Annotated in this window: 11 protein-coding genes and 1 pseudogene; 7 read left to right on the top strand and 5 right to left on the bottom strand. The window is 69.3% G+C overall.

The features are described from left to right. Positions 1–227: 227 nt before the first annotated feature. Both QUE44_RS10735 and QUE44_RS10740 read right to left on the bottom strand, forming a co-directional pair. Positions 228–1322 carry an inositol-3-phosphate synthase gene (locus tag QUE44_RS10735; protein WP_286214520.1) on the bottom strand — a complete coding sequence of 365 codons (1095 nt, stop codon included), beginning with the start codon at positions 1320–1322 and terminating at the stop codon, positions 228–230. Between the two features lie 15 nt (positions 1323–1337). Further along, positions 1338–1925 carry a PadR family transcriptional regulator gene (locus QUE44_RS10740; protein ID WP_286214521.1) on the bottom strand — a complete coding sequence of 196 codons (588 nt, stop codon included), beginning with the start codon at positions 1923–1925 and terminating at the stop codon, positions 1338–1340. A 235-nt stretch (positions 1926–2160) separates the two neighbouring features. Here QUE44_RS10740 and QUE44_RS10745 point away from each other — a divergent pair, with 235 nt between their 5' ends. Continuing rightward, positions 2161–4419 carry a transglycosylase domain-containing protein gene (locus QUE44_RS10745; protein WP_286214522.1) on the top strand — a complete coding sequence of 753 codons (2259 nt, stop codon included), beginning with the start codon at positions 2161–2163 and terminating at the stop codon, positions 4417–4419. Between the two features lie 23 nt (positions 4420–4442). Here QUE44_RS10745 and QUE44_RS10750 read toward each other — a convergent pair whose 3' ends face one another. Next, complete coding sequence (locus tag QUE44_RS10750; protein ID WP_286214523.1) at positions 4443–5756, bottom strand: carboxylate--amine ligase; 1314 nt, start codon at positions 5754–5756, stop codon at positions 4443–4445. Then, entirely contained in the window at positions 5756–7018 is a 1263-nt protein-coding gene (locus tag QUE44_RS10755; RefSeq protein ID WP_286214524.1) for a carboxylate--amine ligase, read from the bottom strand. The genes QUE44_RS10750 and QUE44_RS10755 overlap by 1 nt, the downstream gene beginning before the upstream one ends. 211 nt (positions 7019–7229) lie before the next feature. Here QUE44_RS10755 and rpsF point away from each other — a divergent pair, with 211 nt between their 5' ends. From rpsF to QUE44_RS10785, 6 genes and pseudogenes are all read left to right on the top strand, one after another. Then, positions 7230–7520, top strand: a complete 291-nt coding sequence (gene rpsF, locus QUE44_RS10760) for a 30S ribosomal protein S6 (RefSeq protein WP_286214525.1) — start codon at positions 7230–7232, stop codon at positions 7518–7520. A gap of 55 nt (positions 7521–7575) precedes the next feature. After that, positions 7576–8066 (top strand): annotated as a pseudogene (locus QUE44_RS10765) (single-stranded DNA-binding protein). Between the two features lie 29 nt (positions 8067–8095). Then, on the top strand, positions 8096–8332 hold the full coding sequence (rpsR, locus tag QUE44_RS10770; RefSeq protein ID WP_286214526.1) for a 30S ribosomal protein S18: 237 nt from the start codon (positions 8096–8098) through the stop codon (positions 8330–8332). A gap of 13 nt (positions 8333–8345) precedes the next feature. Next, the gene (gene rplI, locus QUE44_RS10775; RefSeq protein WP_286214527.1) at positions 8346–8792 is read left to right on the top strand and encodes a 50S ribosomal protein L9; all 447 of its coding nucleotides are present in this window, start codon (positions 8346–8348) and stop codon (positions 8790–8792) included. Positions 8793–9439: 647 nt separating this feature from the next. Then, on the top strand, positions 9440–10816 hold the full coding sequence (gene dnaB / locus QUE44_RS10780; RefSeq protein ID WP_286214528.1) for a replicative DNA helicase: 1377 nt from the start codon (positions 9440–9442) through the stop codon (positions 10814–10816). Positions 10817–10883: 67 nt separating this feature from the next. Further along, complete coding sequence (locus tag QUE44_RS10785; protein WP_286214529.1) at positions 10884–11516, top strand: redoxin domain-containing protein; 633 nt, start codon at positions 10884–10886, stop codon at positions 11514–11516. Here QUE44_RS10785 and QUE44_RS10790 read toward each other — a convergent pair. Then, positions 11482–12384, bottom strand: a complete 903-nt coding sequence (locus QUE44_RS10790) for a cytochrome c biogenesis CcdA family protein (protein ID WP_286214530.1) — start codon at positions 12382–12384, stop codon at positions 11482–11484. The two genes, QUE44_RS10785 and QUE44_RS10790, sit on opposite strands and share 35 nt — an antisense overlap. Between the last annotated feature and the right edge of the window lie 136 nt (positions 12385–12520).

A 12520-nucleotide genomic window follows, 5' to 3' on the forward strand; every position in this document is an offset into this window, starting at 1 on the left:
CCCGCCCCGATGCGCAAGTCACACATCTGGTGACAGGTGTGGCTGAGCTGAACGGGGAATCGGCGACACCCGGCGTGAGATGTGTGACTTGCGGAGACGATGCCGGGGCCGGGGCCGGGGCCGGGGCCCCGCCCCACCCCCGACGCACCCGCCAATGGCAACGGGCCGGGCCCGCCCCCGAGGGGAGGCAGACCCGGCCCGTTGCCGTGCGTCAGCGAGTGTGAGGCTTAGCGCTCGCGCGTGCCCGCGATGAACTCCTCGAGGTGCTGGCGGCCCAGCGTGTCCTCGGTCTGGACGGGCGGCGACTTCATGAAGTACGTCGACGCGGACAGGATCGGGCCGCCGATTCCGCGGTCCTTGGCGATCTTCGCGGCGCGCATGGCGTCGATGATGATGCCGGCGGAGTTGGGCGAGTCCCACACCTCGAGCTTGTACTCGAGGTTCAGGGGCACCTCGCCGAAGGCCGAGCCCTCAAGGCGGACGTACGCCCACTTGCGGTCGTCGAGCCACGCGACGTAGTCCGAGGGGCCGATGTGCACGTTGCGGTCGTCCTTCAGGCCCGCGAGCGGACCCGAGGTGAGGTTGGACGTCACGGCCTGCGTCTTCGAGACCTTCTTGGACTCGAGGCGCTCACGCTCGAGCATGTTCTTGAAGTCCATGTTGCCGCCCACGTTGAGCTGGTACGTGCGGTCGAGGCGCACGCCACGGTCCTCGAACAGCTTCGCCATCACGCGGTGGGTGATGGTCGCGCCGACCTGTGACTTGATGTCGTCGCCCACGATCGGGACGCCGGCGGCCTCGAACTTGGCGGCCCACTCCGGGTCGGACGCGATGAAGACGGGCAGCGCGTTGACGAAGGCGACGCCGGCGTCGATCGCGCACTGCGCGTAAAACTTGGCGGCCTCCTCGGAGCCCACGGGGAGGTAGCAGACCAGCACGTCGACCTGCTTGTCGCGCAGCACCTGCGTGACGTCGACGGGGGTCTCGTCCGATTCGACGATGGTCTGGCGGTAGTACTTGCCCAGGCCGTCAAGGGTCACGCCGCGCTGGACCTGAACCTCGGTCTTGGGGACGTCGCAGATCTTGATGGTGTTGTTCTCCGAGGCGGTGGTCGCCTCGACGAGCTCCTTGCCCACCTTGAGCGAGTCCACGTCGAAGGCGGCCACGAACTCGATGTCCGAGATGTGGTAGTCGCCGAACTGCACGTGCATGAGGCCGGGAACGGTCTCTCCTGCGGTGGCGTTCTTGTAGAACTCGACGCCCTGGATCAGCGACGTGGCACAGTTGCCCACGCCGACGATGGCGGCACGAAGCTTGGCCATGGTGAATCTCCTTGACTAGTGGCCCGCCGAGGCGGTGCCGGGGTTGTCCCCGCCGGGGGCGGATCGTTCATTTTCAATGAGGCGGTCGAGCCATTCGACCTCGCGCTCGACCCGCTCGAGGCCGTGGCGCTGGAGCTCGGCCGTGTAGGCGTCGTGGCGCTCGTGCATGCGCTTGAGCCCCTCCGACACCTCCTCCAGCCGTTCGGCGAGACGGCTGCGCCGTCCCTCCAGAATCCGCAGCCGGGTCGCGGAATCGGTGTGTGCGAAGAGCGAGAAGCGCACGTCGAACGTGTCGTCGTCCCACGACGACGCGCCGGCGCTCGCGAGCTCCTCCGCGAGGCGCGCACGCCCCGCCTCGGTCAGGCTGTAGGCAATTCGCGCACGCCGGGACGATGCGGGTGCCGCGGCGGCGGCCTCCTCGCCCGACGCGGTGATGAGCCCCGCCTCGACCATGCGCCGCAGGCACGGGTAGAGAGACCCGTAGCTGAGCGCGCGGAAGGGGCCGAGCTCGGCGCCGAGGCGCTTGCGAAGCTGATAGCCGTGGAGCGGCTGGTCCTTGAGGATGCCGAGGATCGCGAGGGCAAGGACGTCCGTCTTGGCCATGCGCTCGCCTCCTCTCCCCGTCGGCTCGCCGCTCGCGCGGCGATCCATCGTCCAGTTGTATCGCTCCGATACATCGAGAACCGTACATCACGGAATCGTGACGCGCGAGCCGGACGCGACTCGGCACGCAATGCCGTGCTCGAGCGTTGTTTCCGCAGAGACCTCGTGGGGCACGGCGTCCGTATCGCGACGCGCGCTCCCGCCCCAGCCCATGACCAGTCCTTAAGGTGGACACGTGACCGATCGCCCCAGCTCGCCCAAGCGCATCTCGACGCGCACCGCGTCGAACCAGGCCCGGCCGCCCCAGGCGACCAGGGCATCGTCCGCCTCCCAGGCGCCAGCGAAGGCGGCGCCAAGGACCGCGCCCAAGGCGGCGGGTGGCGGAGCGGCTGGCGGCGGCGGTAAGGGCGGCGGCAAGAAGGGCGCGGCGACGCCCGAGCAGCCGCGGTGGAAGCGCATCCTCAAGCGCACGGGCATCGCGGCCCTCATCACCGGTTTTGTCGCGGTCGCGGTCGGAGCGATCGCGCTCATGGTCGTCTACTCGCGCCTCGAGGTGCCCGAGGCCTCCGACGTCGCCCTTGCGCAGGCCTCGACCGTCTACTGGGCGGACGGCGAGACCGAGATGGGCCGGGTGGGCGAGGCGAACCGCGAGATCATCGCCCTCGACACGCTTCCCGATCACGTGCCGCACGCCGTGGTCGCCGCCGAGGACCGCAGCTTCTATACCAACCCGGGCATCGACTTCACGGGCACCGCCCGCGCGCTGTTCAACACCGTGGTGCTGGGCAACAAGCAGGGCGGCTCGACCATCACGCAGCAGTACGTCGAGCGCTACTTCTTTGGCGAGACCACCACGGACATCCCGGGCAAGATCAAGGAGGCGCTGCTCGCGCTCAAGGTGGACTCGGTGCAGACCAAGGACGAGGTCCTTGAGAACTACATGAACACCATCTACTTCGGGCGCGGCGCATACGGCATCGAGGCCGCCGCCAAGGCGTACTTCGGCAAGGGTGCCGCCGAGCTCACGGTGTCCGAGTCCGCGCTGCTCGCGGGCATCATCCCCGCTCCGAGCGCGTGGGACCCGCGCTTCAGCCCCGAGCGTGCCGAGCAGCGCTGGAACTACGTGCTCGACGGCATGGTCGAGGCGGGCTTCCTCGACCAGTCCGAGCGGGACGCCCAGGAGTTCCCCGAGACCATCGAGTTCGTGGCCTCCGACACGTTCGGCGGGCCCACCGGCCACCTGCTGCGTACGGCGCTCAACGAGGCCATGACGGTCCTCGACCTCGATCAGGACCAGATCGAGATGGGCGGCTACCGGATCGTCACGACCTTCCGCCAGGATCACCAGGAGTCGACCGAGGCCGCGGTGGCGGACATGCCCGACGACCACGCGGACAACCTGCGCGTCGCGGCGACCACCGTCGACGCCGCGACCGGCGCGATCACCTCGATGTACGGCGGCGCCGACTACCTGGAGGTGCAGCGCAACGCGGTGACCCAGGACATCGCGCAGGCGGGCTCGACGTTCAAGCCCTTCGCGATGATCGCCGCGCTGTCCGACGGCTACTCGCTCGAGTCGACCTATACGTCGAACAACGAGATGGAGATCGAGGGCTTCGACCGGCCGGTGCGCAACTTCGGCGGCACCGACTACGGGCGCATCGACATGGTGCGCGCGACCCAGGCCTCGGTGAACACGTACTACGTGCAGCTGGGCCGCGACGTGGGCCCCGACCGCGTCATGCAGGCCGCGATCGACGCGGGCCTTCCCGAGGACACCGTGGGCCTCGACTCGAATCCCTCGAACGTGCTCGGCTCGGCCTCTCCGACCGCACTCCAGATGGCGCACGCGTACACGACCCTCGCGAATGCCGGCGTCGAGAAGGACCCCTACACGGTGCAGTCCATCACGGACGCGAACGGCGACGTGGTCCTCGAGCACTCGGTCGACGGCAATCAGGTCTTCGACGCCGACGTCATCGCCGACACCACGTTCGCGATGCAGCAGGTGGTGCAGGGCGGCACCGGCCGCAAGGCCGCCGAGCTCGGCCGCCCGCTCGCGGGCAAGACCGGCACGTCGAACGACAACCGCTCCGCGTGGTTCATCGGCTTCAGCCCGCAGATCGTCGGCGTCGTGTCGATGTACCAGGTGGGGCCCAACGGCGAGGTCGAGGAGATCACGCCGTTCGGCGGCTACGACCAGATCACGGGAGGCTCTGTCCCCATCGACGTGTGGATCGCGATGATGGGCCCGATCCTCGAGGGCTACGACGTGGTCGACTTCCCGCCCCGCGCCAACGTGGGCGAGGCGAAGGGCGTCATCACCACCCCCACTCCGTCGCCCACTCCCACCGAGACCGAGGAGCCGGACCCCGTCGTCACCCCGTCGGAGGAGCCCGAGCCCGTCGTGACCCCGTCGGAGGAGCCGGAGCCCGTGGTCAGCGTGACGCCCACCCCCGAACCCTCGCCTCCCGCGGAGGAAGAGGGGGCGTAGCCGCGGGGACGATGCCCGAGGCGCTACACGCCGACGGCGCGCTCGGCGTGGGGAAGGCCGGCGAGTTGGGCCCGTTCCGCGGCCTGCGTCGCCTTGGGGTACCAGCGCCGGTACTTGCGCACGTGGTTGAGCTGGTGCGCGAGGAGGTAGGCGATGCGTCGTGGGGCGCGGTCGGCCGAGTTCCACAGCGCGTGTGACACGCGGCGCTGGCGGTAGAGCCGCTTCACGAGGCGTCGCGTGTCGGCGTCGATGAGGTACCGCAGGACCAGCGGCCGCGGCAGGATCGTGAAGAGCGTCTGGCGCTGCGCCGGCGGGTAGTCGTCGCCCGCGGCGGGCAGACCAAGCACGTACTCGCGCACGTACGCGACCGCGGGGTTCACCCCGGCGCCCGTCACAAAGAAGTTCGAGCGTGACAGGCGCGGGTTGAGCTCGAAGTACACGGTCTCTCCCGTGCGCGCGTCGACCTTCATGTCGAGGCTCGCGAAGCCGCGCCAGCCGAGGGACTCGAGCAGCCGCTCGACCTTCGCGGTCTCGGCGGGCTCGTCGATCGTGAGCACCACCGAGGAGTTCCCCACGGTTCCCGGCAGGTGCTCCTGCAGCAGCACGTGGCCGTACACGGTGAACGCGGCCCTGCCGTCGAGGCCCACGTACGTGTTGAGGATGCGCAGCGCGGCATCGTCGCCGGGGATGAGGTCCTGAATCACGAACGCGCCCCGGTAGCCCGCGGCGTGGATCCGCGTGAGCAGCGCATCGAGGGCCTCGCGCGTGGGGACGGTGAAGACCTTCTCCTTCCCCTCGAACTCGATCGCGTGGTACGCCGCCGAGTCGTCGGCCTTCGCGATGACAGGGAACTCGAGGTCGCCCGTGTCGACCGCGGGGCCCTGAGTGAGGTCAACCACCACCGAGCGCGGGTGCGCGAGTCCGTGCTCGCGGCACAGGTCCGCGAACGAGTCCTTGCTCGTGACGATGTCGAGCAGGTCGCGCTCGACGTACGGGATCGCGTAGGCGTCCTCGAGCTCCGCGCGATGCTCGATGAGCGAGCGCACCAGCCAGTCGACCGAGGCGACCGCGAGGAGATCGGCACCCGGGTGGCGCTCGGCGATCGCGCGCATCTCGCGGACCATCACCGCGGGGTCGTCCATCTGGGGCACCACGACGTTCTCGAGGATCGCCGAGTCGCGCACGATCCCGTTGAGGGTCGCGCTCATGAGCACGACCTTGACCCCGAAGGCCTCGTGGAACGCCCGCGCGATCGAGTAGCCGCCGATGTCTCCGCCGAGCACCACGGGCACGAGAGTGCGATCGCCGAGCAGCTCGCGATACGGGAACTGCCCCATCAGAAGCCACTCTCCGTGGGATGCGGATAGTGCTCGAGGTACTTGCGCACCAGGCGCGCGTCAAGCGCGCGCACGTAGAGGCGGCGCATGAGGCTGCCGTCTCCGCGGTAGCGCAGCGGGTGGAAGACGCCGTGCGCGCGCTTCGCCGCCGCGACGCGCGCGCGCAGCCCCGGGTCGAGCAGGTAGCGCAGCAGCATCCGGTACGGCACCACCGAGTAGAGGACCTCGCGCGGCGGGGTACGCGGCGGGGCGTCGCCGTCGACGTGGCCGGGCAGCAGGTCGCGCGCCGCGACCTCGGCGACGTTGACGCCCGCCGCGGTGACGTAGAAGTTGTTGCGGCCGATGCGCGGGTTGGCTTCGAAGAAGACGCGCTCGCCCGTGCGGCTGCTCACCTTGTAGTCGAAGTTCGCGAAGCCGAAGTAGTCGAGGTGATCGAGGAGGCGCGCCGCGGCGTCGAAGGCCTCCTGGTCGACCTGCGTGAGGATCGCGGCGGGGATGCCGAGCGTGCCGGGAGTGTGCTCCTCGAGCAGCACCTGACCGCCTCCCACGAGCGTGACCTGGCCCGCGCGGTCGCGGTACGCGGTGAGGGAGCGCATGTGGGTCTCGTCGCCTGGCACGAACTCCTGCACCAGGAACTCGCTGGGGTAGCCGATCTCCTCGAGGTGATCGAGCACCTCGACCAGCTCCGCCTCGGACGTGAAGTGGTGGATCTTCTGCTTGCCGGGAAAGCGCGCCGTGAACCAGTCCGCGCTGTTCGAGGGCTTGCCGATGAGGGGGTACTCGAGGGCCGCCTCCCGCACCAGGGCGAGGGCGTCGCCCTTGGCGACCCCGGCATCGTTCCCACCAAATCCGACCGCGACCGTGAACGGGGTCCGGACGCCGACCCTCTCGCACGCGGCGGCGAAGGCGACCTTCGAGGAGACCGCGTCGAACGTCGCGAGGTCGGGGAACGGCAGCAGCCAGCGCGGGTCGAGGTGGTCACGGTGCTGCGCGAGCACGCGCACGTGCCAGTCGAGATTGGTGAAGAGCAGCAGTTCGTGATCGGGGTGGTCGGCCGCGATGGCGTCGAGGCGGGCGAGCAGCACCTCGGGGGTGAAGACCTCGGGCTCGATCACCCAGGTGGCGAGGCGCGAGTAGCGGCCAAACGTGGTGACGCGGGGCGACACCACCAAGGACCGCCAGCCGAACCGCTCGTGGGCGGCGCGCTGGAAGGCATAGGTGCCAATGTCTCCGCCGAGTCCCACGACGAGTACCTGCTTCACCGCCACCTCCTCCGATCGGGCCGTGCCAGTCTAGCCAGGCCCCCGACCCCGGCATCGTCCCCTCTCCACAGACCGGTGGCGCCCGCGAGGGGCCAGCGGGTATCCTGGACCGTCGCGAACCTGCCCGCCTCCCGGTGGGACGGTCGCGGCTGCATCACCCTCCTGCCACGGAACGTCCGTGGCCGCTTGAGTCCAGAGGAGGTGGGTATCGATGCGTCAGTACGAAATGATGGTCATTCTCGACCCTGAGGTCGACGAGCGTACGGTTCAGCCGTCGCTCGACAAGTACCTGACCGTGATCACCAACGACAAGGGCACCGTCGACAAGCTCGACATCTGGGGCCGCCGTCGTCTGGCATATCCGATCAAGAAGAAGAACGACGGCATCTACGCGGTGATCAACTTCACCTCGGAGTCCGCGACGGCCAAGGAGCTCGAGCGTCAGCTCGGCCTCAACGAGACCATTCTTCGCACCAAGCTGCTGCGTCCGGACGCTCACTAGTCCGGATCTCTCCCGACTCTCACCAGCACACACACGACACTCAAGGGACACACACATGGCAGGCGACACTCAGATCACCGTGGTCGGCAACCTCACCGGAGACCCGGAGCTTCGCTTCATCTCCTCCGGCGCGGCTGTCGTGAACTTCACGGTGGCGTCCACCCCCGCACGTTTGACCGTCAGTCGAACGAGTGGAAGGACGGCGAGACCCTGTTCATGCGGTGCTCCCTGTGGCGCGAGGCTGCCGAGAACGTCGCAGAGTCCCTCACCAAGGGCATGCGCGTGATCGTCACCGGACGCCTTGTGTCGCGCTCGTGGGAGGCGAACGGCGAGAAGCGCTCCGTCACCGAGATGCAGGTCGACGAGGTCGGCCCGTCCCTGAGGTACGCCACGGCCAAGGTCACGCGCACGCAGCGCGGCGGCCAGGGCGGCGGCGGATTCGGCGGGGGCAACTCCGGTGGCGGCGGCTACGGCGGCTCGCCCGCCGGTGGCTCGTCGAACGACCCGTGGGCCTCGGCCCCCGCGTCGGACGAGCCCCCGTTCTAACAGGTACTTTTCTTCAGGAGTTCACTTCAATGGCTAAGCACGACATCCGCAAGCCGCGCAAGAAGGTCAACCCCCTCAAGGCCGCCAAGGTCGACAAGGTTGACTACAAGGACACCGCGCTGCTTCGCAAGTTCATCTCCGACCGCGGCAAGATCCGTTCGCGCCGCGTCACCGGGGTCACCGTTCAGGAGCAGCGTCAGATCGCCCGCGCCATCAAGGTCGCGCGCGAGATGGCCCTCCTGCCCTACGCCGGCTCCGGCCGCTGATCGGGGGTAGGACATGGCTAAGGTCATCCTGACCCACGAGGTCTCCGGGCTCGGCATCGCCGGCGACGTCGTCGACGTCAAGGACGGTTACGCGCGCAACTACCTGGTTCCCCGCAAGCTGGCCACCCCGTGGTCCGCTGGCGCCGAGAAGCAGATCGAGGGCATGCGCAAGGCGCAGCGCGCCAAGGAGATCGCGACCATCGAGGGTGCTCAGGCTGCGCGCGACGCGCTGCAGTCGGCTCCCGTCGTGGTGGCGGTGAAGGCCGGCGAGTCCGGTCGTCTCTTCGGTGCCGTCTCGCCCGCCGACATCGCTGACGCGATCGGCTCGCGCGCCACGGTCGACAAGCGCCGCATCCACGTCGCCCAGCCCATCAAGGCGCTCGGCGAGTACGAGGTGTCGGTTGCCCTGCACTCGGACGTCACCGCGAAGGTGACCGTCCAGGTGGTCGCGGCGAAGTAGTACTGCAGTTCTGGCCCGCGAGGGCTGGTCCGGCGTCTGCTGTGAGGCCCGGTCTCCCGTGGGGAGGCCGGGCCTCGCTGTGTCTTGGGGTGGGTGTCGGTGTCGGTGCGGGTTGGCCCGGCTTGGCTCGGTGCGGTTCGGCTCGGCCCGGCTCGGTGCGGCTCGGTGCGGCTCGGTCCGGTCCCGTCCGGTCCGGCCCGGAACGCGGGCGAATGCCGGAGGGGCCCGCACTTGGGGCCGCCGCAGCCCCGAATGCGGGTGGCATCCGTTTCGACCCGCATCCTGGGCGGAACCGGCCCCCTTCACGGGCAGTCGGGCAGGTCTCCCAGGGCCTCCTCGCGACACGCCGATGCGCGACACGCCGATGGTTTCATCGTCACCTTTCTCCACAGAGGGGGAGCAGCAAAAGCCCAGGTAATGCTCCACTATCGCGGGCCGGTCACGAGAAATCCACATGTCTGTCCACATGGCCCACGCATGGTTGTCCACGGGTGAATCCGAGTCATCCACGGATCGGGCGGAGTTGTCCACGTGATCGACCTCACTCCGATTAGGCGGCGGCGCGAATGCGCCCTACCGTCGCGAGCCTGAGCCCGTTGTCAGACCCCCGCGCCATGCTGGGTTCACCGGCTCACGGAAGGGATGGCATGTCAGTCGACGAGCTCGAAGCGGCGTACGGGCCCAGCGAAGGGTCGCGCAATTCGTTTGATCGTCTCCCGCCCCAGAACCTCGAGGCGGAGCAGAGCGTGCTCGGCTCGATGATGCTGTCGAAGGACGCGATGGCGGACGTCATCGAGGCCGTTCGTGCCGACGACTTCTACAAGCCCGCGCACGAGACGATCTTCGACGTCACCGTGAAGCTGTACAACTCGGGAGACCCTGTCGACGCCCTCACGGTCGGAGCCGAGCTGCAGCGCCAGGGTCAGCTCGCCCGCATCGGCGGAGCCGAGTACCTGCACACGCTCATCGCGATGGTGCCCTCGGCGGCATCCGCCGGCTACTACGCGCGCATCGTCCGCGAGCAGGCGATCCTCCGCAAGCTCGTCGAGGCGGGGACCCGGATCGCCGGGATGGGCTACGACGGCGAGGGCGCCGAGGTCGATGCCATCGTCGACTCGGCCCAGGCCGAGATCTTCGCGGTGACCGAGCGCCGCAACTCCGAGGACTACCTGCCCATCGGCGACATCATGGAGCGCACGCTCGAGGAGGTCGACGCCGCGTCGGCCCGCGACGGCTCGATGCTGGGCGTGCCCACGGGCTTCCGCGAGCTCGACGACCTCACCGGCGGGCTCCAGCCTGGCCAGATGGTCGTGCTCGCCGCGCGCCCCGCGATCGGCAAGTCCACGCTGGGCCTCGACATCGCGCGGTCGTGCGCGATTCACCACAACAAGGCCGCCGTCATCTTCTCGCTCGAAATGAGCCGCGAGGAGATCACCAAGCGCATGTTGTCGGCCGAGGCCGGCGTGAAGCTCTCGAAGCTCACCAAGGGACCCATGGGTCCGAGCGACTGGGAGCGGCTCGCGCAGACCGCCGCCTCGGTCGCGAAGGCGCCGCTGTTTATCGACGACTCCGCGAACATGACACTGATGGAGATCCGCGCCAAGTGCCGCCGCCTCAAGCAGCAGCACGACCTCCAGCTGATCGTGGTCGACTACCTGCAGCTCATGACCTCGGGTCGCAAGGTCGAGTCGCGTCAGCAGGAGGTCTCCGAGTTCTCGCGCGCGCTCAAGCTGCTCGCCAAGGAGGTCGGCGCTCCGGTCATCGCCATCTCGCAGCTCAACCGTGGACCCGAGCAGCGCGGCGACAAGAAGCCCATGCTGTCCGACATGCGTGAGTCGGGGTCGATCGAGCAGGACGCCGACATCGTGATCCTGCTCCACCGCGAGGACGCTTACGACCGCGAGAACCGGCCGGGCGAGGCCGACTTCATCGTGGCGAAGCACCGTGCGGGACCCACGGACACCATCGCTGTCGCGTTCCGCAAGGACTTCGCCCACTTCGCGGACATGGCGCCCGACCTCTAGGCATCCCTCGCTCGCACGGCTCCGAACACGTACCGTACGCACAGACGGCAACGGCGAGGAGGCCGCGATGGCAGCACGGTGGAGTCTCGGGTGGGCGGCAGGCGCGCTCGTGGGAGGAGCGGTCCTGCTCGCGGGGTGCGCGGCCGACTCCGGTGAGGGCGTCGCTGCCGGCGACAGTCCCGCCGCAACGCCGTCCGGAGGGGCGGACGCCGGATCGACCACCGAGTCGAGCACCGGTCCGACGCAAGACCCTTCGCCCACGACCGAGCCGGAGACTCCCGACGGTCCCCACGCCTTCGCGTTCTCGGGCCCGCTGGTCGACGGCTCCGGCACGTTCGACGGTCTCACTCTCGACGACCGCGACGTCATCCTGTGGTTCTGGGCGCCGTGGTGCCCCACGTGCCTGGCCGAGGCGCCCGAGATCCTCGAGGCGATCCCTCAGCTTCCCGAGGGCGTCGAGGTCGTCGGACTTGCGGGACTGTCGGGCGACCTGGAGCACATGCAGGAGTTCGTCGAGATCAGCAAGACCGGCGACATGACCCACGTCGCGGATCTCGACGGCGAGATCTGGCGCGGCTTCGACGTGGTGTCTCAGGCGACGCTGATGGTGATCGACGACTCGGGCGAGGCCTACGAGCTGGGTGGCGGCACGACCGCCGAGGACCTCATCGAGTACGCCGAGAAGATCGCGTCCTCCTAGCGGCGATCACGACCGCGACCGCCGCCGCCGCGGCCACCGCCACGAGTGCCACCAACACGGCGGTGCCCCACGACTGAATCGCGAGCGAGATGCCCGACTGCCAGCGCGCGGTCGCGAGCAACACCGGGTTGAGTGCGGTGATGCCGTAGCGCGGCAGGATCTCGGCCAGCGCGAACACCACCACGTAGATCCCGGCCGCCACCATGAGCACGCCGCCGGCGCGCATGAGCAGCGGGGTGCGGCGCCGCAGGGCCGCCGCAGCGCCGGCGCCAGCCACCGCGGCCGCGAGCGAGACGAGCACGACAGTTGCTCCCATGCCCACCGCGTACGCGACGAACGGGGCGATCGTCTGCGCGGGACCCGGTGCCGCGAGGGCCTGGGTGACCACGGTGAGGAACAGGCCGATCGTGCAACTGAGCGAGGCGATCGCGAAGGATGCGCCATACGCGACTTGCGACGCGAACGTGCGCCCCGGGGCGTGCGACGCGCGACTCAGTGCTGCGAGCCCCGGGCCGCGCAGCTCGCCGCGCGCCGTCATCACCACGCCGAGCCAGACCACCAGGACCCCGAGCGCCAGCGTCACCCACGACACATACGGCAGGACGGTGGCCTGCAGTCCCAGGCTGATGCCGCCGAAGACCAGGCCCAGCGCCGTGAAGATGGCCACAAACCCCGCCGTCATCGCAAGAGCGAAGCCCAACGCGCGACGCAGGGCGACCGCGCGGGGAGGCGGGGCATCGTCCCCTCCCAGGGCGCCCGCGCTCCGGGTGATGATGACCGTGAGGTAGGCCGGCAGGAGCGCGAAGCCGCACGGGTTGAACGCGGCGACCGCGCCGAGGAGGAGGGCGTATGCGACGGCGTCGGCCATGGGGACTCCTGGGTCGGGTGCCTGCTGTTCGGGTGTCTGCTGTTCGGAAACGTGGCGGCGGCGGACGGGCGACGATGCTTCGCTCACGCTAGTGGCCCACCTCGCCGCGGTCGGGGCGCCGCCTCCGACGAGATTG

Origin of the sequence: Demequina sediminis (genome assembly GCF_030296675.1) — a bacterium.
GTDB lineage: Bacteria > Actinomycetota > Actinomycetes > Actinomycetales > Demequinaceae > Demequina > Demequina sediminis.

Excerpts from the sequence above, each read along its gene's own strand:
- QUE44_RS10735 (WP_286214520.1), bottom strand. The coding sequence starts at position 1,322 with ATGGCCAAGCTTCGTGCCGCCATCGTCGGCGTGGGCAACTGTGCCACG.
- QUE44_RS10740 (WP_286214521.1), bottom strand. The coding sequence starts at position 1,925 with ATGGCCAAGACGGACGTCCTTGCCCTCGCGATCCTCGGCATCCTCAAG.
- QUE44_RS10750 (WP_286214523.1), bottom strand. The coding sequence starts at position 5,756 with ATGGGGCAGTTCCCGTATCGCGAGCTGCTCGGCGATCGCACTCTCGTG.
- rpsF (WP_286214525.1), top strand. The coding sequence starts at position 7,230 with ATGCGTCAGTACGAAATGATGGTCATTCTCGACCCTGAGGTCGACGAG.
- rpsR (WP_286214526.1), top strand. The coding sequence starts at position 8,096 with ATGGCTAAGCACGACATCCGCAAGCCGCGCAAGAAGGTCAACCCCCTC.
- rplI (WP_286214527.1), top strand. The coding sequence starts at position 8,346 with ATGGCTAAGGTCATCCTGACCCACGAGGTCTCCGGGCTCGGCATCGCC.
- dnaB (WP_286214528.1), top strand. The coding sequence starts at position 9,440 with ATGTCAGTCGACGAGCTCGAAGCGGCGTACGGGCCCAGCGAAGGGTCG.
- QUE44_RS10785 (WP_286214529.1), top strand. The coding sequence starts at position 10,884 with ATGGCAGCACGGTGGAGTCTCGGGTGGGCGGCAGGCGCGCTCGTGGGA.
- QUE44_RS10790 (WP_286214530.1), bottom strand. The coding sequence starts at position 12,384 with ATGGCCGACGCCGTCGCATACGCCCTCCTCCTCGGCGCGGTCGCCGCG.